The 21,172-nt window shown below is 73.3% G+C and carries 18 protein-coding genes; 15 read left to right on the top strand and 3 right to left on the bottom strand.

Going from position 1 to position 21,172, the window contains the following annotated elements:
* Positions 1 to 238 precede the first annotated feature (238 nt).
* Complete coding sequence (locus LPA54_RS04795; RefSeq protein ID WP_228974076.1) at positions 239 to 961, bottom strand: permease prefix domain 1-containing protein; 723 nt, start codon at positions 959 to 961, stop codon at positions 239 to 241.
* Entirely contained in the window at positions 958 to 1,311 is a 354-nt protein-coding gene (locus LPA54_RS04790; RefSeq protein WP_228974073.1) for a PadR family transcriptional regulator, read from the bottom strand. Before LPA54_RS04790 ends, LPA54_RS04795 begins: the two co-directional genes overlap by 4 nt.
* A gap of 93 nt (positions 1,312 to 1,404) precedes the next feature.
* Here LPA54_RS04790 and LPA54_RS04785 point away from each other — a divergent pair, with 93 nt between their 5' ends.
* The 9 genes from LPA54_RS04785 (at position 1,405) to LPA54_RS04745 (ending at position 10,441) form a co-directional block, all read left to right on the top strand.
* Complete coding sequence (locus LPA54_RS04785; RefSeq protein ID WP_228974071.1) at positions 1,405 to 1,890, top strand: hypothetical protein; 486 nt, start codon at positions 1,405 to 1,407, stop codon at positions 1,888 to 1,890.
* 5 nt (positions 1,891 to 1,895) lie between these two features.
* Positions 1,896 to 2,192, top strand: a complete 297-nt coding sequence (locus LPA54_RS04780) for a hypothetical protein (protein WP_228974070.1) — start codon at positions 1,896 to 1,898, stop codon at positions 2,190 to 2,192.
* 7 nt (positions 2,193 to 2,199) lie between these two features.
* Positions 2,200 to 3,216 carry an ATP-binding cassette domain-containing protein gene (locus tag LPA54_RS04775; RefSeq protein ID WP_228974068.1) on the top strand — a complete coding sequence of 339 codons (1,017 nt, stop codon included), beginning with the start codon at positions 2,200 to 2,202 and terminating at the stop codon, positions 3,214 to 3,216.
* Positions 3,213 to 4,073 (top strand): ABC transporter permease, encoded by an 861-nt coding sequence (locus LPA54_RS04770; RefSeq protein WP_228974066.1) that lies wholly within the window; start codon positions 3,213 to 3,215, stop codon positions 4,071 to 4,073. Before LPA54_RS04775 ends, LPA54_RS04770 begins: the two co-directional genes overlap by 4 nt.
* A 238-nt stretch (positions 4,074 to 4,311) precedes the next feature.
* Entirely contained in the window at positions 4,312 to 5,295 is a 984-nt protein-coding gene (locus tag LPA54_RS04765; RefSeq protein WP_228974065.1) for a ParB/RepB/Spo0J family partition protein, read from the top strand.
* A 442-nt stretch (positions 5,296 to 5,737) separates the two neighbouring features.
* Entirely contained in the window at positions 5,738 to 6,940 is a 1,203-nt protein-coding gene (locus tag LPA54_RS04760; protein ID WP_228974063.1) for a cytochrome P450, read from the top strand.
* A gap of 51 nt (positions 6,941 to 6,991) precedes the next feature.
* Positions 6,992 to 8,209, top strand: coding sequence for an FAD-dependent oxidoreductase (locus LPA54_RS04755; RefSeq protein ID WP_228974056.1), 1,218 nt, complete (start codon positions 6,992 to 6,994; stop codon positions 8,207 to 8,209).
* A gap of 83 nt (positions 8,210 to 8,292) precedes the next feature.
* Complete coding sequence (locus LPA54_RS04750; protein ID WP_228974054.1) at positions 8,293 to 9,444, top strand: nucleotide disphospho-sugar-binding domain-containing protein; 1,152 nt, start codon at positions 8,293 to 8,295, stop codon at positions 9,442 to 9,444.
* Between the two features lie 52 nt (positions 9,445 to 9,496).
* Positions 9,497 to 10,441, top strand: coding sequence for a dTDP-4-dehydrorhamnose 3,5-epimerase family protein (locus tag LPA54_RS04745; protein WP_228974052.1), 945 nt, complete (start codon positions 9,497 to 9,499; stop codon positions 10,439 to 10,441).
* A 109-nt stretch (positions 10,442 to 10,550) separates the two neighbouring features.
* Here LPA54_RS04745 and LPA54_RS42210 read toward each other — a convergent pair whose 3' ends face one another.
* Positions 10,551 to 13,352, bottom strand: coding sequence for a BTAD domain-containing putative transcriptional regulator (locus LPA54_RS42210; protein ID WP_267486766.1), 2,802 nt, complete (start codon positions 13,350 to 13,352; stop codon positions 10,551 to 10,553).
* A gap of 792 nt (positions 13,353 to 14,144) precedes the next feature.
* Between LPA54_RS42210 and LPA54_RS04735 the strand changes: the two genes are divergently transcribed.
* From LPA54_RS04735 to LPA54_RS04710, 6 genes are all read left to right on the top strand, one after another.
* Complete coding sequence (locus LPA54_RS04735; protein WP_228974050.1) at positions 14,145 to 15,494, top strand: cytochrome P450; 1,350 nt, start codon at positions 14,145 to 14,147, stop codon at positions 15,492 to 15,494.
* A 107-nt stretch (positions 15,495 to 15,601) separates the two neighbouring features.
* Positions 15,602 to 16,612, top strand: a complete 1,011-nt coding sequence (locus LPA54_RS04730) for an L-tyrosine/L-tryptophan isonitrile synthase family protein (RefSeq protein ID WP_228974049.1) — start codon at positions 15,602 to 15,604, stop codon at positions 16,610 to 16,612.
* An 89-nt stretch (positions 16,613 to 16,701) separates the two neighbouring features.
* Complete coding sequence (locus LPA54_RS04725; protein ID WP_228974047.1) at positions 16,702 to 18,054, top strand: cation:proton antiporter; 1,353 nt, start codon at positions 16,702 to 16,704, stop codon at positions 18,052 to 18,054.
* 49 nt (positions 18,055 to 18,103) lie between these two features.
* Positions 18,104 to 19,012 carry a glucose-1-phosphate thymidylyltransferase RfbA gene (gene rfbA, locus LPA54_RS04720; protein ID WP_228974045.1) on the top strand — a complete coding sequence of 303 codons (909 nt, stop codon included), beginning with the start codon at positions 18,104 to 18,106 and terminating at the stop codon, positions 19,010 to 19,012.
* Positions 19,009 to 19,986 carry a dTDP-glucose 4,6-dehydratase gene (rfbB, locus tag LPA54_RS04715; RefSeq protein ID WP_228974043.1) on the top strand — a complete coding sequence of 326 codons (978 nt, stop codon included), beginning with the start codon at positions 19,009 to 19,011 and terminating at the stop codon, positions 19,984 to 19,986. Before rfbA ends, rfbB begins: the two co-directional genes overlap by 4 nt.
* A 42-nt stretch (positions 19,987 to 20,028) precedes the next feature.
* Positions 20,029 to 21,150 (top strand): DegT/DnrJ/EryC1/StrS aminotransferase family protein, encoded by a 1,122-nt coding sequence (locus LPA54_RS04710; RefSeq protein ID WP_228974040.1) that lies wholly within the window; start codon positions 20,029 to 20,031, stop codon positions 21,148 to 21,150.
* Positions 21,151 to 21,172: the final 22 nt, after the last annotated feature.

Here is a 21,172-nt window from a genome sequence, read left to right as displayed (position 1 = left end):
GCCGCGCCCCGCGGGCGGGTCGCGGTCGCGCCCCCCGCGGGGCCGGTCGCGGTCCCGGGCGCTCGTCCCGCACGCCTAGGGGGTGCCCCGCCGGCCGTGCCGGGATTCCGGCGTCCGGTGTCGCACCTCGCCGCGTCGCCGTCGGTCGCCGATGCCCCGCACCGGCTCCCCCGGTCCGCCTCGCGACGCGCGACACTGGACGCCGCTCGCTGATCCGGCCTGATCGACGGGACACCCCCTAGGTGACCGGCAGGCGGGCGCACTGCCGGCAGGTGCGGGCCGACGAGGCCACCACGGCGTGCGACGCCGCGGCGAAGGCCCCGGCGGCCACGGCGAGCGGCCAGTTGGTGACGACGACGGAGAGCGTGACGAGGACCAGCGCGGCGATGGCCATGGCGATGCTCGCGGCCGTGCCCGTCCAGGCCACGGCGAGGGGCAGCCGGTGCGGCGTGGGCAGCCAGCGGGCGAGGCGGCCGGTCGCGGCCAGGGTGGCCGCGGCGAGGACCGAGGCGATGGCGGCGACGCCGACCAGGTGGACCGTCAGCAGGGAGGTGGTGCGGGGCAGTTGCCAGGCGCTGTCGTGGCTCGCCGTCCACACCAGCAGCCAGCAGACCACGGCGAAGGGCACGGTGAGGGCGGCGGCGCGGGCCGTGTGCCGGGCCTGGGCGATCGTCAGCTCGTGCTGGAAGGTGGGCGCGAGGTGGTCGGGCGAGCCGAAGTCCCGTACGGCCAACTCGGCGGCGCGCTCGTAGGGCAGGCCCGCGCGGAGGTGGGCGGCGACCGTGTCGTCCAGGCCGTCACGTATCTCGGCGACCAGCCGGGCCTTGGCGCGGGTCGGGCCGCGCAGCACGTCGGAGAGGGCGGCGACGTAGGCGTCGAGAGGGTCGGAAGGGGTGGCGGAGGGGCGCTTGCCGCCCCCTGCGGCGCCGATGCTCGTCTCCATGCCCGCCCCGGTGCTCATGTGGCCAGTCCCGTCGAGGGTGTCGAGGGTGTCGCGGGGTAGAGGACCGAACCGATCGCCGTCGTGAACTCCTGCCAGGCGTTGCGCTCATGGGCCAGACTACGACGACCGGCCTCGGTCAGTTCGTAGCAGCGGCGCCGCCGCTCGCCGACCGAGTCCCAGCTGCTCTTGAGCAGCCCGAGCCGCTCCAGCCGCTGGAGCGCCGGATAGATCGTGCCCGTGCGCAGTTCGAGCGCGCCCCCGCTGCGCTGCTGGACGGCCGCGATGATCGCGTAGCCGTGCAGGGGGCCCGGTTCGAGCACGGCCAGGAGGAGTCCGTCCAAGTGGCCGCGCACCGCGTCTGTCCTCATGACCAGCGAGTCTACCCAATCCTGATGTAGGCGTGCTATCTATTGGTAGCCAATCTATCGAGGGTCTGCTCCGTCCCGCTTGGAGGCACTACCGTGACCAAGCTCCTGCTGTCCGTGCACGTCCTCGCCGCCATCCTGGCGGTGGGGTCGATCGCCGTGGCGGCCTCGCTCTTCCCGCGCTACGCGAAGCAGGCGGTGTCCGAAGGGGGGGAGGGGGAGGAGAAGGGGCGCTCGGCCGCCATCGCGGCGTTCCTGCACCGCGTCTGCCGGATCTACGCCGTCGCCGGGCTCGTCGTCCCGGTCTTCGGCCTCGCCACCGGCGCCCAGCTGGGCGTCCTCGGCGACGCCTGGCTCATCTCGTCGATGATCCTCACCGCCATCGCGGCCTTCCTGCTCGCCATGGCGATCCTGCCCAACCAGGAGCGCATGCTCGCCATGGCCCAGGGCGGCGGTACGGCCGCCGAGGGCCTGAACGCCGCGGCCTCGCGGCTGGCCATGCTCACCGGCGTCTTCAACCTGCTGTGGTCGGTCGTCGTGGTCCTCATGATCGTCCGCCCCGGCTCCACCACGGGGGTCTGACCACCATGAACATCAAGGTGCTGCGCATCGCGGCGGCGGTCGAGGCCGCGTCGATCGTGATCCTCTTCGTCAACCTCTTCACCATCCACGCCAAGCCGATCACCTCCCTCGGCGGGCCGACGCACGGCACGGCGTACCTGCTGACCATCGTGGCGACGTTCTCGCTCACGGTCGCCGGCGCGTCGGCGGGCGCCCGCCTCCTGTCGTTCGTCCCCGGCATCGGCGGGATGCTCGTCCTCCAGCGGCTCAAGCGCCACCCCGAGGCGCTGAAGGCGCCCGCCGGGGACGCGGTGCGGGGGTGATCCGGCCATGACCGACCGCGCCCCGTCGTCCGGCCCGGCCATCGAGGCCGTGGGCCTGGTGAAGACCTTCGGCGCCAACCGCGCCGTCGACGGCGTCGACCTGACCGTCGAGGCGGGCACCGTCTACGGCGTGCTGGGACCCAACGGCGCAGGCAAGACCACGAGCGTGAAGATGCTCGCCACGCTGCTGCGCCCCGACGGCGGCGAGGCCCGCGTCTTCGGCCACGACGTGGTGCGCGAGGCGGACACCGTCCGCGGCCTGGTCAGCCTCACCGGCCAGTACGCCTCGCTCGACGAGGACCTGACGGGGCAGGAGAACCTCGTCCTGCTGGGCCGGCTCGTCGGGCTCTCCAAGCGGTCGGCGCGCGCCCGCGCCGGCCGGATGCTGGAGGCGTTCTCCCTGGTCGAGGCCGCCGGCCGGCAGGTGAAGAACTACTCCGGCGGCATGCGCCGCAGGCTCGACATCGCCGCGTCGATCCTCAACACCCCCGCCCTGCTCTTCCTGGACGAGCCGACCACGGGTCTCGACCCGCGCAGCCGCAACCAGGTCTGGGAGATCGTCCGGGCGATCGTCGCCCAGGGCACGACCGTCCTGCTCACCACGCAGTACCTCGACGAGGCGGACCAGTTGGCCGCCCGGATCGCCGTCATCGACAAGGGCCGGGTCATCGCCGAGGGCACCAAGGGCGAGCTGAAGGCGTCCGTCGGCGCCGGCTCGGTCCACCTGCGGCTGCGCGACCCCGCGCAGCGGGCGGAGGCCGAGCGGGTGCTCGCCCTGCACCTGGCCGCCGAGGTGCAGCTCGACCCCGACCCGTACGCGCTGACGGCCCGCGTCGACAACGGCGACGGCGACCGGGGCGCCGCCGAGCGGGCCTCGCACGCCCTCGCCGAGCTGGCCCGCCGCGGCATCACCGTCGACACCTTCTCGCTCGGGCAGCCCAGCCTGGACGAGGTGTTCCTCGCGCTCACCGACCGGAAGGCGGACGGCCCGTCCGCGGGCGTCAAGGAGGAGGCGGCGGCATGAGCACCACGACGTCGGGCGGGGCCCCCGCGCGCGAGGACGACCTCGCGCCCGTGCCGGTACGGACCCTCGCCGAGCTGCTCGTCTCCGACGAGCGGCCGACCCGGCCGTCCCCGCTGGCGGCCTCGCTCGCCTTCGGCTGGCGGGCCATGCTCAAGATCAAGCACGTGCCGGAGCAGCTCTTCGACGTGACGGTGCTGCCCGTGATGATGGTGCTGATGTTCACGCACCTCTTCGGCGGTGCGCTGGCCGGCTCGCCGCGCGAGTACATCCAGTACCTGCTGCCCGGCGTCATGGTGATGTCGGTCGTGATGACCACCATGTACACGGGCATCGCGATCAACAACGACATCGACAAGGGCGTCTTCGACCGGTTCCGCACGCTGCCGATCTGGCGGCCCGCCACGGTCATCGGATACCTGCTGGGCGACGTGCTGCGCTACTCGATCGCCTCGGTGGTGATGCTGACCGCGGGCATGATCATCGGCTTCCGGCCGGGCGGGGGCGTCGTCGGCGTCGTCGCCGGCATCCTCCTGCTGATCGTCTTCGCCTTCGCCTTCTCGTGGATCGGCACCATGTTCGGCCTGCTCGTCCGCGACGAGAAGACCGTGATGGGCGCCTCGATGACGGCGATCTTCCCCCTGAACTTCCTCAGCGACATCTTCGTCGACCCCGCCACCATGCCCGGCTGGCTCCAGACCCTGGTCCACAACAACCCGATCACCCACGTCGCCTCCGCGGTGCGCGGCCTGATGGACGGGCGGTGGCCGGGGGCGGACATCGCCTGGACGCTGGGCTGGTCCGCCGCGCTGGTGGCGGTCTTCGGCTCCCTCACCGTCCGGCTGTACAACCGCAAGTAACACCCGTCGCGAACCGGCCGGTGGCCGGTTCGCACCCCTCACCGTGATCACCAAAACCCTTGCCCACCAAGGAATTTGGGGCCGCCGACCCGGTCACGACCACGCTCCGTGAACTCCTTGCTTTGGCCTGTAGCCGGTTGCTAACGTGCAGGCGTAGCACCATCGATCATGGCGGGGGAACGCGGGGGATTCGATGAGTAGCGGTGACGGCGACGGCATACTGACGTTGGCTCCGACCTTGAGCGCGGCAAACCGCGCGGACGTCCCGGTCGACACACTCCTTCCGGCGGACTCGCCGCGCACGAAGGGCCTCGACCAGGAGTACGTGGACACCCTGATCGCGCTGGACGAGGAGCTGCCGCCGATCGTCGTGCACCGCCCCTCCGGGCGGGTCGTCGACGGCATGCACCGGCTCGCCGCCGCCCGGGCACGCGGCGACCGCACGATCAGCGCCTACCTGCTGGACGCGCCGGAGGGCAGCCTCTTCGCGGTCGCGGTCAGCCTCAACATCGCGCACGGCAAGCCGCTGTCCCACGGGGACCGGCTCGCCGCGGCCACCCGCATCCTGCGGGAGAACCCGGCGCTCTCCGACCGGTACGTGGCCTCCGTCACCGCCCTGTCGCCGCGCACCGTCTCGCGGGTGCGGCGTTCGAGTGACGAAGTTCCCCACTTGAACACCCGCATCGGGCTGGACGGCAAGCGCCGCCCGGCGGGGGTGGCCGGCGTGGCCAGCGGCCGGCAGCGCGCCGGCGAGCTGATGCTGGAGCGCCCCGGGGCGAGCCTCCGCGAGATCGCCCGCGCGGCCGGCATCTCGCTCGGCACCGCCCACGACGTGAAGAAGCGCCTGCTGCTGGGCCGCGACCCGGTGCCCGAGGGCCGCGGCGCCGCCCGGCCCGAGCGGGCGCAGCCGCGCATCCCGGCCCAGCGGACCTCCTCGCACCGCGCCGACGGGTCGACTCCCCGGGACTCCGGGGAGCTACTGGAGCGGCTGCGCAAGGACCCGGCGCTGCGCCTGTCCCAGTCCGGCCGGTTCCTGCTGCGCTGCTTCTCCGTGCACGACGTCGACGAGTCCGTGTGGACGCGGCTCGCCACCACCATCCCGCCGCACTGCGCCGAGGGCGTCAGCAAGCTGGCCCGCGAATGCGCCGACAGGTGGCTCCGCTTCGCCGACCGCGTGGAGCGGGAGGCGAGGACCGGTCAGCGCTCGCACACCAGCGCCTGAGGCGGAATTACCGCTTCCCGTTTCTCCGGAGAGATCGTCCGAAAAAGCCCCGCCCCGTTTCGGCCACCGAGACGGCCGGCGGGGCTCCGGCTTTTCCCGGCCCTTTCACCCGCCCGTCCGCCGACCGGCGGATTCCCTTGTTCCGGACCGCCGGCGGGGGACGTGATCAGGACATCGAACACCCGCTTTCCGCAGGGTCCTTGTGAGAGGATTCCGGTACGAGAGGCCGGTTCGGCGTGCGCCGACGCACCGCCGCCGACGCACGGAGTCGGACCCGACCGGCCCCGCCCGAAAAGCATTCGCAGCTCTTCTCCTCACCGTCGAATCGCCGGGATTCCTCGGAAAGCCGAGCATCGGCTTCACGTGTGTGCCACCACCACGGCGTGAGCGCCCTGGTTCTCCCGGTTCCGGCGCGATGGACGACACGCAGAAGGTGGCAATCATGACCGTCACGGAAACCGTCGGGGCGCCGAATTACCCGTTCGGCCCCGTTGTCCGGCTCGACCTGCACCCGCGGTACCTCGAACTGTGCCGCCACGAACCGGTGTCCCGGGTGACCATGCCGTACGGGGGAGAGGCCTGGCTCCTCACCGGCTACCACGAGATCAAGCAGTTCCTCGCCGACCCGCGGTTCAGCTCGCACGCCGCGACCGAGCCCGACACCGCGCGCGTCACGCCGCTGCCGCTGCGCCCCGGCAACCTGCTCAGCATGGACCCGCCGGACCACGGCCGGATCCGCAAGGTCGTCGCCCACGCCTTCCGGCCGCGCATCGTCTCCCAGCTCGCCGACCGCATGCGCGACCTCGTCGAGTCCGAGCTCGACGCCATGGAGCAGCAGGGCCCGCCCGGGGACCTCGTGCAGCGCCTGGCCATTCCGCTTCCGGTCCGCATGATCGTGGAGCTGTTCGGCGTCCCGTACGAGGAGCGCGCCGAGTTCCGCCGCTACTCGGACGTCTTCGTCGCCACCTCCGCGCACACCAAGGAGGAGATCAACGAGGCCCGCGACGGTCTGGAGGACTTCCTGCGCAGACTCATCGCCAAGCGCCGCTCCACCCCCTCCGACGACCTGATATCCGTGCTCATCGAGGCCCTCGACGCCGGCGAGCTCTCCGAGGTCGAGGCCGTGCGCACCGGCATCGGCGTCCTCATGGCCGGCCACGAGACCTCGCTCAGCATGATCTCGAACGTCTCCTTCCTGCTGCTGGCCCAGCGCGAGCTGTACACGCAGCTGTGCCAGGACCCGAAGCTGCTGGACCCGGCCATCGAGGAGATGCTGCGGATCATTCCGCTCCGCTCCGTCGGCAGCTTCCCCCGGCGCGCGTCGGAGGACGTCGAGATCGGCGGCAAGCTCATCCGCAAGGGCGACACCGTGATCTTCCAGCGGGCCGCCGGCGACCGCGACGAGCGCGTCTTCGAGGACCCCGACACGATCCGTTTCGACCGGGAGCGCAATCCGCACCTGGGATTCGGCCACGGAATGCACTTCTGCCTCGGGGCGAGCCTCGCGCGTGCCGAACTCAAGGTGGCACTGGAGGGGTTGATGGCCAGATTCCCCACCTTGCGCCTCGCCGGCACCGCGGATGATGTTCCGTGGAAGCCGGGCCTCATCGCGCGGGCCCCCGAATCCCTTCTCGTCGAATGGTGATTTCCCCCCACGCGCGGTGACGCGAGCCGCGAGATCGGAACGAGGGAGAACATGGCATCAGGACAGACCACGTGCGCCATCGCCGGAGCGGGCCCCGCGGGGCTGATGCTCGGCATGCTGCTGGCCCGGGCGGGCGTCGAGACCGTGGTCCTGGAGAAGCACGGCGACTTCTTACGTGACTTCCGGGGCGACACGGTGCACGCCTCCACCCACCAGCTGATGGTCGAGCTCGGCCTGGGCGAGAAATTCCAGAAGCTGGCGCACCAACGGATCCACTGCCTCCAGGTCGTCACCGACGACGGCCCCCACACCCTGGCCGACTTCAGCCGACTGCCCGGAAAGTTCAAGTACATCACTTTCCTCCCGCAGTGGGACTTCCTCAACTTCCTCCTGGAGGAGGCCAACCGCTTCCCCAACTTCCGGCTCGTGCAGAACGCCGAGGTCACCGGGGTGACCACGGCCGGCGGCCGCGTCAACGGGCTGCGCTACACGGACGCCGACGGCGAGCACGAGCTGCGCGCCGAACTCACCGTCGCCGCCGACGGCCGGCGCTCGGCCCTCAGGCGGAGCGCCGGCATGCGGCCGCAGGTCTTCGGCTCCGGCATGGACGTCCTGTGGTTCAAGCTCACCAAGGAGGACAGCGACCCGGGCGGCATGGTCGGCCGGCTCTCCGACGGGCAGCTGTTCGTCCGCATCGAGCGGCTCGGCCACTGGCAGGCCGCCGTCGCCATCCGCAAGGGCGGGTACGAGGAGCTGCGCGCCAAGGGCCTCGACGCGTTCCGCGCGACGCTCGCCGAACTCACCCCGTTCCTCGCCGGCCGGCTGGAGGAGGACCTGCGCAGCTGGGACGACGTCAAGACGCTCGACGTGCAGATCGACCGGCTGCGCCAGTGGTGGCGGCCCGGCATGCTCTGCCTCGGCGACGCCGCGCACACCATGTCGCCGATCATGGGCGTCGGCATCAACCTCGCCCTCCAGGACGCCGTCGCGGCCGCGAACGTCCTCGCCGAACCGCTGCGCGACGGCACGCTGACCCACGAGCACCTGGCGCGGGTGCAGAAGCGCCGCGAGCGCGCCACCGCCGCCACGCAGCGGATCCAGCGCTTCCTCCAGTCCCGCTTCCTCGAACCGTGGATCCGCGGCGAGGGGAAGTCCACCACCCCCGTCGTGCTGCGCCTGATGAGGCGGCTGCCGCCGCTCCAGGCCGGCCCCGCCCGGGCGATGGCCATCGGCCTGCGCCCCGAGCGCCCCATCGACCTGCTGCGCTGACGGCGGCGGCGCGAAGCCGCCCGCCGCCCGCGCCGCCGACCACCCCCGCGCCGCCCGCCTTCTCGAACGGAGAACTCCCACCCATGCGCGTACTCATGACCATCACCCCGGGCACGGGACACACCTACCCCATGGTCCCGCTCGCCTGGGCCCTCCAGCTCGCGGGCCACGAGGTCCTCGTCGCCTCCTGCGGCCCCGGCCTCGCCCTCGGCGAGGCGGGCGCGCGCACGGTGGACGTGGCGCCCGGCCTGTCCCTGGACCAGATGGTGGGCAAGCTGGCCCAGAACCATCCCGAGGTCGCCGCCAAGCTCCTCCAGGAGGCCTCCGACACGCCGTACCTGGAGGTCGTCGGCGGGGCCGTCGCGGCGGCGCTGCGGCTCCAGCCGGAGATGGTCGACGCGGTGATCCGCACGGCCGAGGAGTGGCGGCCCGACGTCGTCGTCCACTCGCCGCTGCTGACCCCCGGCATCGTCGCCGCCGCCAAGCTCGGCGTGCCCGCCGTCCAGCACGGCTTCGGCTTCGTCAACCCCTCCGCGGAGATGATGAGCCAGCTGCACGCCGACCTCTTCGAGGAGCACGGCGTCTCCCTGCCCGAGGCGCGGGCGACGATCGACATCACCCCGCCGAGCGTCGTCCCGACCGAGCCCGGCATGTGGTCCATGGGCTTCGTGCCGTACAACGGCAGCGGCCCGCTGCCGAAGCCGCTGTACGACCTGCTCAACCGCCGCCCGGAGAGCCCCCGGATCGCCGTCACCCTCGGCAGCGGGCCCGTGCCGGGGGAGGCCGCCGTCATCCTGGAGCGGATCCTCGCGTCGGCGCCCAAGACGGACGCCGAGTTCGTGGTCGTCCTGCCGCGGGTGGACCTGGAGCCCTTCGGTCCGCTGCCGGAGAACGTCCACGCCTTCGACTGGGTGCCCTACAGCGCCCTGCTGGCGGGCTGCTCGGCGGTCATCCACCACGCCGGGCCGGGTACGGCGCTGGGCGCGATGGTGCACGGGCTGCCGCAGGTCATGCCCGCCTTCAAGGGCCTGGGCCGACCGGTCGTCGCGCAGGCCATCGCCGACCGCGGCCTCGGCCGGATCGCCCAGCCCGACGACATCGGCCCGGAGCTGCTGGAGTCGGTCATCGCCGACGCGTCGATCCGCGAGGCCGCGGCGGAGGTCCGCGCGGAGATCAAGGCCATGCCGACCCCGCTGGACATCGTCGCCCGCCTGGAGGAGCTGGCGGGCGCCTGACACCGGCGTCCCGCACGGCGTACCGCCGGACGAGCGGGGAGGGACGGGTGGCGTGGACGTGCGCGAGCTGAGGACCGTCGGGGCGTACCTGTTCGTCCCGCGGCCCTCCTGCGACGCGCGGGGGCAGGTGGCCGCCCCGTACGACGAGGCGGCCTTCGAGGCGGCCACCGGCAGCCCGCTGTTCCCGGTGCGGCAGGCCACCCACAGCCGGTCGCGCCGGGGGGCGGTGCGCGGGGTGCACTTCACCCGCGTGCCGCCCGGCACGGCCACGTACGCGCACTGCTCCCGGGGGCGCGCGCTGTACATCGCGGTGGACGTGCGGGTGGGCTCCCCGACGTACGGCAGGTGGGAGTCGCTCGTGCTGGACGCCGACCACCCGAGCGGCGTGTACCTGCCCGCCGGCGTGGCGCACGCCGTCGTGGCGCTGGAGGAGACCGTCATCACCGACCTGCGGTCCGCGCGGTACGCGGCGCGGGACGAGGAGGCGGTCTCCGTCCTCGATCCGGACCTGGGGCTGCCCGTCCCCGGGGGCGCGGATCTGATCATCTCGGAGCGCGACCGGAGGGCGGTGACGATGGCCGAGGCGGAGCGGAGGGGGATCCTGCCCGGCTACGACGCCGCGTCGGCCGCGGAGCGGTCGCTGCGCGCGGCCGCCCGCGGCGCCGGGCCCCGCTCCACCGGGTACGGCCCCCTGCCGTCCCGTGACGTGAAAGGAAAGCAGGAGATGTCCCAGGAGCAGGAACAGCGACAGGAGCAGGAGCAGGTGGGCGAGCGGGGGAAGTGGCGGATCGAGGTCGACCGGCTCGTGTGCGCCGGCACCGGGCTGTGCCTCGGCACCGCGCACGGCCGGATGCGGCTGGACGGCGGCCGGGCGCGCCCGGTGGACGAGGTGGTCGGCCCGGACGACGCGGTGCTGGACGCGGCGGAGACCTGCCCCATGGAGGCGATCACCGTGCGGGACGCCGCCACGGGAGAGGTCCTCGCCCCGCTGCGGTGACGGCCGCCCGGCGCGCTTTGACGCGCGTGTGACGCCCCGTCCGGCCCGTTGGCCGGGCGGGGCGCCGTGCGTGTCGGCGCCGGGGCGCCGGTGCGTCGCGGCCGGTGCGTCAGTGCGTCGGGTGCTGGGTGGCGCAGGCGTGGGCGTGGACCGGGGGGACCGGCGCGGCGGGCGCCGAACGCGGCTCGTGCTCCTTCGCCTCCTGCGGGCCCTCGCCGTGCGCGCGGGCGTGGGCGATGCCGTCGAGCGCGAGCGCCAGTTCGCGGCGGAGCCCCGCCCGCAGGGCGAGCCGGCGGGCCGTCTGGTGGTGGCCCTCGCCGCGCTGGTACTCGCCCCGGTCGCGGTGGACGGCGCCGATGACGTTGTGGACGGCGGCGGTCAGGGCGGGGCGGCGGTCCCGGCGCAGCAGGTGCAGGGCGGCGTGCCCGGCGTGCAGCGCCTCGCGGTGGCGGCCCTGGCGGCGGTAGACGTCGGCGTACCGGGCGAGGACCGGCGCCAACCCGTCCGGTGCCGACCCGTCCGGCGCGGCGGCGCGCCGGGCCAGGGCGGCCGCCTCGGCGAGCCGGTCCAGGGCCATGTCCAGCTGGCCGGCGGCGGCGTAGGCCGTCGCCTCGCCGGTCAGGCCGGTGACCTCGCCGTGCGGGTCGCCGGCGTCCCGGCTGTGCAGGATGACCAGGCGGCTGGTCTGGAGCGCCTCGGCGTGCCGCCCGAGGGCGGCCTGCGCCTCGCCGAGCGAGGCGAGGACGGCGTTCTCCTCGGTGGCGCGCGCCTCGGTGCGGCTGAGCAGCACCAGCGCGCGGTGGAGGGCGGCAATGGCGCTCTCGTACTGGCCGAGGGCGTTGTGGAACGCGCCGATCCGGCTGAGGCAGAGCGCGGCGCCGGCCCGGTCGCCGGTGCGCTCGGAGAGGGACAGCGCCTCGCGGGCGCACTCCAGGCCCTCCGCGACCCGCCCGAGCCGCCCGTAGGGCGCGGCCAGGCCGGTGAGGGCGGCGCGCTCCAGGGCCGGGTCGCCCAGGCGCCGGGCGGCCGCCGCGGCCTTGCGGAGCACGGCGAGTTCGTCCTCGACCTGGCCGCGGGCGTGCAGGCAGGGCGCGAGGGCGAGGGACAGGCGGGCGACGTGGCGGTCGGCCCCGGACTCCTCCGCGTGGCCGAGCACCGCCAGCAGGTTGGCCCGTTCCGCGTCGAACCAGGCCAGCGCGGCGGTCGCGTCGCGCGGTGGCGGTACGGCCGCCGGCGGCCGTACTTCGGCCGCCGGTCGCGGTACCCGGCGGCCCGGCTCGACCAGCGCGGCGGTGGCCTCGGCGGCGGTCAGGTAGTGGTCGAGCAGCCGGCGCCGGGACTCGCCGGCGGCCCGCGGCTCCTGTGCGGCGGCGTCCCGGGCGAGGGCGCGCAGCAGGGGGTGGAAGGTGTAGCGGCCGGGGACGCGCTGGTCCAGGAGCCGCGCGTCGAGCAGGTCCTCCAGCCGGGACTCGGCCGTATGCGGGGCGAGGCCGGCGAGCGCGGCGGCGGCGGGCCCGTCGAAGTCCGCGCCGGGGTGGGCGCCCAGCAGCCGGAACAGCTCCTGGTGGGTGGCGGGCACGGCCGCGTACGACAGGCCCAGCGAGGCGCGGACGCTGCGGTGCTCGACGGCCAGCTCGTCCAGGCGGGTGGCCTCGTCGCGCAGCCGTCCGGTCAGGTAGGCCAGGCTCCACTGCGGGCGGTTGGTGAGCCGGGAGGCGACGACGCGCAGCGCCAGCGGCAACCGGCCGCACAGCGCGACGAGTTCGGCGGCGGCCTCCTGCTCGGCGGCGACCCGGCGGTGGCCGAGGACCCGGCCGAGGAGCGCCAGTCCGTCGGCGGCCGGGGGCGGCGCGAGCGGCAGGGGAGTGGCGCCGTCCAGCTGGGCGAGGCTCGGCCGGCTGGTGACGAGGACCAGGCAGTGCGGCCCGGCGGGGATCAGCGGGCGCACCTGGTCGGAGGCGGCCGCGTTGTCGAAGAGGAGCAGCATGCGGCGGTCGGCGGTCATGCCGCGCCAGAGGCCCTCGCGGTCCGACGGGTCGTCGGGGAGGCGGTCGCCGGGCACGCCGAGGGCGCGCAGCAGCGTGCCGAGCGCCTCGTGCGGGGTGAGCGGGGGGCCGTGCGGGCTGAAGCCGCGCAGGTCGAGGAAGACCTGGCCGTCGGGGTAGCGGTCGGCGAGCCGGTGCGCCGCGTGGACGGCGAGGGTGGTCTTGCCGCTGCCCGCCATCCCGTCGACGGTGACGATCCGCACGGCCGGGTGGGCGGCGGCGCCGTCGGGGGCGTCGGACGCCTGCGCGAGGAGCCGCGCCAGCTCCTCCTCCCGGCCGGTGAAGTCGGGCAGGTCGTGCGGGAGGGAGCGCGGCGGCGGGGCCGGGGGCTGCGCGGCGGCGGGGCCGTGGGCGGCGGCGGGGGAGCGGTCGAGGCCGGGCTCGTTGCGCAGGATCTGCTGGTAGCGGTAGTTGACGGCGCTGCTCGGGTCGATGCCGAGCTGCTCGGCGAGGAGGTTGCGCAGGTCGTGGTAGACCCGAAGCGCGTCGGCCTGCCGGCCCACCCGGTACAGGGCGACCATCAGCAGCGCGCTGAGGGACTCGCGCAGCGGGTGCTCGGCGACCAGCGTCAGCAGCTCGGTCACCGCGTCGTGGGCGCGGCCCTGCTCCAGGCGGAGTTCGAGGAGGCGTTCGCGGGCGCCCAGGTAGCGGTCCTCCAGGGCCGCCGCCGCCGAGGTGAGCACGGGGCTGCGGCTGTCGGGCAGGACCCGTCCGCGGTACAGGCCGAGGGCGGTCTCCAGGGCGGCGACCTCGCCGTCGACGGTGGCGCAGCGGCGCGCCTCGTCGAGGGCCCGGTCGAAGCGGAGGAGGTCGAGTTGTTCCTCGCCGACGATGATCCGGTATCCCGGTCCGTCGGTGACGAGCATTTCCGGTGCGTCGGGAATACGTGAACGGAGATCGGCGACGATCTTACGAATCTGGTGTTCCGCCGTCGCGGGCGGAACGCGTTCCCACACCGCTTCCACGAGATGGGAAATCGGAACGAGCCGATTCGCCTCCAGCAGCAGTGCGGCGAGAACCGCGCGGGCGCGCGGACCGCCCAGGTGGAGATCTTGTTCTCCGACCGAAACCACCAACGTGCCCAGAATGCCGAACCGGACAGCGCTCCCCCGTGAGGCCATCATGGAAACTCACTCTATGGGATGAACCAGGCGCGCGAGGCAGTCATTTAAGCCAGTTGTTTGATCGATTCCGGTCAGGCTTGAACGAGTTGATGGGTGAACAGATCCAACTTGACATGTTGACCTGTGGCCAAGAATACTCGCTCACTGTTGGTGACTTGTACGCGTAGACGGTTCCCATGTGACGCCGCGCACAAGCCGGTGGTGAAACACCGGAAGCACCGGAAGCACCACTGACGGGCCGTCGGAACGGTCCCGTCCCCCTCGCGCAGTACCGACCCCGCCGCCTGCCGCGGCCCCGCCGTGCCGCCCCGCGTCACGGCCTCCACCACTTCCGCCCCGCACCACCCCGCGCACCGCCGGCACCGCACGCACCACCGCGTACCACCGCCCCCGCCGCGTACCACCACCCCCACCGCTCCACGCCCCGCGCCGCTTCGGCGCGCCCGCGCTCGGTCGACCGCGCGTGCAGCGTTCCGCGAACCCCACCGGCCCCACCCGGGACCGGACCGCCCCTCAGGAAGGAAGCACCACGCCATGTCGCGTCCCGAACCGCTGCCGCTCTACGGCAAGGAGTACAAGACCGACCCCTACCCGCTGTACCGCAAGCTCCGCGAGGAGGGCCCGGTGCACCACGTCAACTTCCCCAGCGGGGTCAACGCGTGGCTGGTCACCGGGTACGAGGCGGCGCACGGCGCACTCAACGACGACCGCCTCGGCAAGAACCACGACCTCGGGAACAAGGCGTGGCGCGACCGGGCGGCGATCATGCCGGAGCCGCAGCACTCCCAGCTCCAGGTGCACCTGCTGCACCAGGACCCGCCGAAGCACACCGTGATGCGCAAGCTCGTCACCGAGGCGTTCACGCCGCGCAACGTCGAGCGGAAGCGGGCGCGCTTCGAGGAGATCGCCACCGAGCTGCTCGACGCCGCGCTCGCCGCGTCCGACACCTCGGGCGGCTCGGCCGGCTCGGACACGTCGGCCGCCGGCGCCGAGGGCGGCAGCGGCGTGGTCGACGTCGTCGCCGCGTTCGCCGCCCACTACCCCTTCCGCGTCCTCGCCGAGGTCATCGGCCTGCCCGAGGACATCGCCGCCGGCTTCGACCGCGACTGGGGCAAGGTCGTCCAGCCCGTCGGCCCCAGCGACCCGCTGCGGCCCGTGTACGAGGGGCGCCTGCGCGGCCTGCAGAACTACATCACCGGCGTCGTGGAGCACAAGCGCGCCCACCCCGGCGACGACCTGCTCACCAAGCTCGTGCGGGCCTGCGAGGCCGGGGAGATCACCAAGGAGGAGCAGGACTCCATCGTCTTCCAGCTCCTCGTCGCCGGCCAGGAGCCGGTGACCAACCAGATCACCACCGCGCTCGTCGCGCTCCTGCGCCACCCCGCCCAGCTGCGCCGCCTCCAGGAGGCCGTCGCCGGTGAGATGAGCGCCGCGGACCAGGCGTTCCTCTCCCGCGCCGTCGAGGAACTCCTGCGCTACGACAGCGCCTTCGAGCTCACCACGTGGCGGTTCTTCGCCGAGGACTCCGACCTCTACGGCACCACCGTCCCCGCCGGCGACTCCGTCATCGTCTCGCTCTGCGCCGCCAACCGCGACCCCGAGCGGTTCCCCGACGCCGACACCCTCGACCTCGACCGCTCGCCCAACCCGCACATGGCCTTCGGCCACGGCATCCACTTCTGCCCCGGCGCGGCCCTCGCCCGCGTCGAGCTGCAGATCGCCGTCCGCGAACTGCTCAACCGCCTGCCCCAGATCCGCCTCGCCGTGCCGGACGAGGAGCTCGTCTGGGTCGGCGCCGTCCTCGCCCGCGGCCTCAACGAACTGCCCGTCGCCTACGGGCCCTCGGACGCCGCCCCGCGCGGCGGCTGCCCCGTACAGCACTGAACCGGCCCCGCCGCGTGCCCACCGCACCGCACCCGGCCGTTCACGCCGGGACCGCCACCGCACCACACCTCCCCGCACCACGACTCACGGAAGCGAGCCGATCAGCCATGTCCGAGTCCGCCACCACGACGAGCCCCGCCCTGACGACCGAGGTCGAGCGCATCAGCCACGAGATCGTGCGGCTGCTCATCCCGCACCGGCGCACCGTCGAGCCCGACACCCATCTGGACAAGACGGACGACTTCCCGGAGCAGCTGTCCCAGATACGGGACTTCGTGGCCAACAACGAGCAGGTCATCTTCAGCCTGCCCGGTTTCCCCTGCAAGTCACCCAACCTCGACAAGGTCTTCAGCCACCTCCCCGACCACGGCGAGCGGCTCGCGCTGCGCTTCCTCGACTCCCTGTGCGCCGAGATCGAGAAGGTCTACGCGCCGGGCGCGAAGGTCCTCATCTGCTCCGACGGCCACATCTTCGGTGACGTCATCCACGTACCGGACGCGCACATCGACGCGTACAACGACGCCATCGCCGACATGATCCGCGCCGAGGGCCTCGCCGACCACCTCGACACCTTCGACCTGCGCGACGTGTACGGGCCGGACCTGACGTACGACGAGAAGCGCCAGCGCGCCGCCACGACCCTCGGCCCCTCGCTGGAGGAGCTGCGCGCCGAGGTCCGCGAGGACGAGTCCTCCCTGCGCATGTACCGCGGCATCACCCGCTTCCTGGTCGAGGACACCGCCAACTGGGAGGGCACCCGGTCGGCGCTCCAGCGCGACTGCCGGCGCCGCGCCTACGAGGTCATCCTCCGCAGCCGCGCCTGGAGCGAGCTGATCGCCGAGAGCTATCCGCGCAACGTCCGCCTCTCCATCCACCCGCAGAACCGCGGCTCCATCAAGTTCGGCATCCGCCTGCTGGGCGCCGCCGACGCGTGGACCACCCCGTGGCACTCCACGCTGCTGCACCGCACGGACGGAACGTGGGAGCTGATGCACCGCCGCGACGCCCAGAAGATCGGGCGGGAGGTCTACGTCGACGGCCGCCCCAGCCACTTCGAGGCGCTCGGCGACGGCAGCGGCACCGGCTCCGACGCCGAGGACCGGCCCGCGGCGGCGTGACGCCCACCGCGCCCGGCCGGCGCGGCCCCCGCGGCCGCGCCCGCCGGGACCACCCGGGCCGAGACGTCGTACGGAAAGGAGTGCCCCTCATGACCGTGGCCGCCTCGGTGGTCGAGCCCCTCCCCAGCCACGCCCTGATGATCCTGCTGCTCCAGGTGGGCGTGCTGCTGCTGACCGCGCTGCTCCTCGGCCGCCTCGCCGAGCGGCTGGGCATGCCGGCGGTCGTCGGGGAGCTGACGGCCGGGGTGCTCCTCGGACCGTCGCTGCTGTTCCACGCCGCGCCCGGCGTGGGGAACTGGCTGTTCCCGCAGACCGCCGAGCACATGCACCTGCTCGACGCGGTGGGACAGCTGGGCGTCATCCTGCTCGTCGGCTTCACCGGAATCCACCTCGACCTGAAACTCGTCCGGAGGCAGGGGGCCCGCGCGGCGGGCGTCGGCGCCGCCGGACTGCTCGTGCCGCTCGCCCTCGGCGCCTGGCTCGGCTTCGTCCTGCCCGCGCAGCTGCGCGCCCCGGGCGCCGACCAGACCGTGTTCGCGCTCTTCGTCGGCGTGGTGATGTGCGTCAGCGCCATCCCCGTCATCGCGCGGACCCTCATCGACATGAAGCTCATCCACCGGGACATCGGCCAGATGATCCTGGTCGCGGGCACCATCGACGACGCCGTCGGCTGGGTCCTGCTGTCCCTGATCGCCGCCATGGCCACCACCGGCCTGTACGCCGGCGAGGTGTTCACCACCCTCGGCGAGGTCGGCCTGCTCATCGCCGTCACCATGACCGTCGGCCGGCTCGTCGTCGGCGCCGCCCTGCGGGCCGCCGCGCGGGCCTCCGTACCGGGCCTGCCCGTGGTCACCGTCGTCGTGCTGATGACCCTGGCGGCCGCCGGCACCCACGCGCTCGGCCTCGAAGCGGCCCTCGGGGCGTTCCTCTGCGGCATCCTCGTCGGCGGCGCCAAGGACTTCGACGCCTCGGCCCTGTCCCCGCTCAACACCACCGTGATGGCGGTCCTCGCCCCCCTGTTCTTCGCCACCGCCGGACTGCGCATGGACCTCACGTCCCTCGCCGACCCGACGGTCGCGCTGTGGGGGCTGGCCGTCTTCGCCGTCGCCGTGGTCGGGAAGTTCCTCGGCGCGTTCATCGGCGGGGCCGCCACCCGGATGAACCGCTGGGAGTGCCTCGCCCTCGGCGCCGGGATCAACGCCCGCGGCGTCATCGAGGTGATCATCGCCCTGATCGGCGTACGCCTCGGACTGCTCACCGTGGAGATGTACTCCATCGTCGTCCTCGTCGCCGTCCTCACCTCGCTCATGGCCCCGCCACTGCTGCGGATGGCGATGAACCGCGTCGAGCAGACCGCCGAGGAGGAACTGCGCGGCGACCGGTTCCTGTCGGCGTCGCCGCCACCCAAGACGCCCGCGACGAGCACCACCGCCGACTCGTGACCCGGGACGGCCGCGCGGAAGAACCCACCACTCCGGAAGGGACCGCGGGATGAAGGGAATCATCCTGGCCGGCGGCCACGGCACCCGGCTGCACCCCATCACCCTGGGCGTCTCCAAGCAGCTGCTGCCCGTCTACGACAAGCCGATGATCTACTACCCGCTCTCCGTGCTGATGCTCGCCGGCGTCACCGAGATCCACGTCATCGCGGCCCCCGGCGACGTCCCCGGCTTCCAGCGGCTCCTCGGCGACGGCTCGACCCTCGGCCTCACCCTCACCTACGCCGAGCAGGACAAGCCGCGCGGCCTCGCCGACGCGTTCGTCCTGGGCGCCGAGCACATCGGCGACGACTCCGTCGCGCTCATCCTCGGCGACAACCTCTTCCACGGGCCCGGCTTCGGCGAGATCCTCCGCACCTCCGCCCGCGACGTCGACGGCTGCGTGCTCTTCGGCTACCCCGTCGGCGACCCCGAGCGGTACGGCGTCGGCGAGGTCGACGCCGAGGGCCGGCTGGTCGGACTGGAGGAGAAGCCGGCCCGCCCCCGCTCCAACCTGGCGATCACGGGGCTGTACTTCTACGACAACGAGGTCGTCGACATCGCCCGCTCGCTGCGCCCCTCGGCCCGGGGCGAGCTGGAGATCACCGACGTCAACCGCACCTACCTGGAACGCGGCAAGGCCACCTTCGTCCAACTCGGCCGCGGCTTCGTCTGGCTCGACACGGGCACCCACGACGCCCTCACCGAGGCCGGCCAGTACGTGCAGATCCTCTCCCACCGGCAGGGGGTCCGCATCGGCTGCGTCGAGGAGATCGCCTGGCGCATGGGGTACATCGACCGCGACGCCTGCCACCGCCTCGGCCTCGCCCTCGCCAAGTCCCCCTACGGGCGGTACCTGATGGACATCACCACCGACGACCGGCACGCCGAGCCGGCCCGGAGAGACGAGGAGCCCGCATGAGGATCCTGGTGACCGGCGGCGCCGGCTTCATCGGCTCGCACTACACCCGCGCCCTCCTCGACGACACCCTCGAACCGGGCGCCCGGCACACCGTGACCGTCCTGGACGCCCTCACCTACGCCGGCAACCGCGACAACCTCCCGGCCCACCACGACCGCCTCGCCTTCGTGCACGGCGACGTGGGCGACGCGGCGCTCCTCGCCGGACTGCTCCCCGGCCACGACGCCGTCGTCCACTTCGCCGCCGAATCGCACGTCGACCGCTCCATCGACGGCGGCGCCGACTTCGTCCGCACCAACGTCCTCGGCACGCAGACCCTCCTCCAGGCCGCCGTCGACGCCCGCGTGGAGCGCTTCGTCCACGTCTCGACCGACGAGGTGTACGGATCGATCGAGACGGGCTCGTGGACGGAGGACTCGCCCCTGCTCCCCAACTCGCCCTATGCCGCCTCCAAGGCCGGCTCCGACCTGCTCGCCCGCGCGTACCGGCGCACCCACGGCCTGCACGTCAGCGTGACCCGCTGCTCCAACAACTACGGGCCCCGCCAGCACCCCGAGAAGGTCATCCCCCGCTTCGTCACGCACCTCCTGGAGGGCCGGCCGGTCCCGCTCTACGGCGACGGCCGCAACCGCCGGGAGTGGCTCCACGTCGAGGACCACTGCCGCGCCCTGCACCTCGTCCTCACCCGCGGGCGGGCCGGCGAGGTCTACAACGTCGGCGGCGGCGACGACCTGTCCAACCGCGAACTCACCGAGCGGATCCTCGACCTGTGCGGCGCGGACGCGTCGATGATCCGCCACGTGCCCGACCGCAAGGGCCACGACCTGCGCTACGCGCTCAGCGACCGCAAGATCCGCGAAGAGCTCGGCTACGCGCCCCGCCGCACCCTCGCCGAGGGCCTCGCCGCCACCGTCGCCTGGTACCGCGACAACCCCGACTGGTGGAAGGCCGCGCGCACCCCGCACCACCCCTGACAGCCGCCCGCCACGCACCCCCCGCCACACCCGAGGAGAGCCATGACCACGTACGTCTGGGACTACCTGCCCGAGTACGAGAAGGAGAAGGACGACATCCTCGACGCGGTCGCCACCGTCTTCGCGTCCGGCCGCCTCGTGCTCGGCGAGAGCGTCTCCGGCTTCGAGGAGGAGTTCGCCGCCTACCACGGCGGCGGCCGGTGCACCGGCGTCGACAACGGCACCAACGCGCTGAAGCTCGCCCTGGAGGCCCTCGGCGTCGGCCCCGGCGACGAGGTGATCACCGTCTCGAACACGGCCGCGCCGACCGTCGTCGCGATCGTCTCGACCGGCGCCACCCCCGTCTTCGTCGACGTGCGCGAGGAGGACTTCCTCATCGACCCCGAGCAGGTCGAGGCCGCCGTCACCGAGCGCACCAAGGTCCTCCTCCCCGTCCACCTCTACGGCCAGTGCGCCGACATGGAGCCGCTGCGCCGCATCGCCGAGCGGCACGGGCTGAGGATCCTGGAGGACTGCGCCCAGGCCCACGGCGCCCGCCACCACGGCCGCCTCGCCGGGACCATGGGGGACGCCGCCGCGTTCTCCTTCTACCCGACGAAGGTCCTCGGCGCGTACGGCGACGGCGGCGCCGTCCTCACCGCCGACGAGGAGACCGACCGGGCCCTGCGCCAGCTGCGCTACTACGGCATGGACAAGGTCTACTACGTCGTCCGCACCCCCGGGCACAACGCCCGCCTCGACGAGGTCCAGGCCGAGATCCTGCGCCGCAAGCTCACCCGCCTCGACAGCTATGTCGAGGGCCGCAACGCCGTCGCCCGCCGCTACGAGCAGGGCCTCGGCGACCTCACCGGCCCCGGCGGCCTCCTGCTGCCCGCCACCAACCCCGGCAACAGCCACGTCTACTACGTGTACGTCGTCCGCCACCCGCGCCGCGACGAGATCATCGAGGCGCTCAAGGCCCACGACGTCTCGCTCAACATCAGCTACCCGTGGCCCGTGCACACCATGTCCGGCTTCGCCCACCTCGGCTGGGGCCCCGGATCGCTGCCCGTCACCGAGCGGCTCGCCGGCGAGATCTTCTCCCTGCCCATGTACCCCTCGCTGCCCGAGGACGTCCAGGAGCGCGTCATCACCGCCCTGCGCTCCGTCCTCGCCGCGCTGTGACCGCCGTCCCCACCGACCAGGG

Origin of the sequence: Streptomyces sp. DH12 (assembly GCF_020873895.1) — a bacterium.
Taxonomy (GTDB): Bacteria; Actinomycetota; Actinomycetes; order Streptomycetales; family Streptomycetaceae; genus Streptomyces.
Note: the sequence above shows the minus strand (reverse complement) of the source record. Positions and strands in the feature narration are given on the sequence as shown.

Bases quoted from the DNA above. Each gene is read 5' to 3' on its own strand.
- LPA54_RS04795 (WP_228974076.1), bottom strand. From the start codon at position 961: ATGAGCACCGGGGCGGGCATGGAGACGAGCATCGGCGCCGCAGGGGGC.
- LPA54_RS04790 (WP_228974073.1), bottom strand. From the start codon at position 1,311: ATGAGGACAGACGCGGTGCGCGGCCACTTGGACGGACTCCTCCTGGCC.
- LPA54_RS04780 (WP_228974070.1), top strand. From the start codon at position 1,896: ATGAACATCAAGGTGCTGCGCATCGCGGCGGCGGTCGAGGCCGCGTCG.
- LPA54_RS04775 (WP_228974068.1), top strand. From the start codon at position 2,200: ATGACCGACCGCGCCCCGTCGTCCGGCCCGGCCATCGAGGCCGTGGGC.
- LPA54_RS04770 (WP_228974066.1), top strand. From the start codon at position 3,213: ATGAGCACCACGACGTCGGGCGGGGCCCCCGCGCGCGAGGACGACCTC.
- LPA54_RS04760 (WP_228974063.1), top strand. From the start codon at position 5,738: ATGACCGTCACGGAAACCGTCGGGGCGCCGAATTACCCGTTCGGCCCC.
- LPA54_RS04755 (WP_228974056.1), top strand. From the start codon at position 6,992: ATGGCATCAGGACAGACCACGTGCGCCATCGCCGGAGCGGGCCCCGCG.
- LPA54_RS04750 (WP_228974054.1), top strand. From the start codon at position 8,293: ATGCGCGTACTCATGACCATCACCCCGGGCACGGGACACACCTACCCC.
- LPA54_RS42210 (WP_267486766.1), bottom strand. From the start codon at position 13,352: ATGCTCGTCACCGACGGACCGGGATACCGGATCATCGTCGGCGAGGAA.
- LPA54_RS04735 (WP_228974050.1), top strand. From the start codon at position 14,145: ATGTCGCGTCCCGAACCGCTGCCGCTCTACGGCAAGGAGTACAAGACC.
- LPA54_RS04730 (WP_228974049.1), top strand. From the start codon at position 15,602: ATGTCCGAGTCCGCCACCACGACGAGCCCCGCCCTGACGACCGAGGTC.
- LPA54_RS04725 (WP_228974047.1), top strand. From the start codon at position 16,702: ATGACCGTGGCCGCCTCGGTGGTCGAGCCCCTCCCCAGCCACGCCCTG.
- rfbA (WP_228974045.1), top strand. From the start codon at position 18,104: ATGAAGGGAATCATCCTGGCCGGCGGCCACGGCACCCGGCTGCACCCC.
- rfbB (WP_228974043.1), top strand. From the start codon at position 19,009: ATGAGGATCCTGGTGACCGGCGGCGCCGGCTTCATCGGCTCGCACTAC.
- LPA54_RS04710 (WP_228974040.1), top strand. From the start codon at position 20,029: ATGACCACGTACGTCTGGGACTACCTGCCCGAGTACGAGAAGGAGAAG.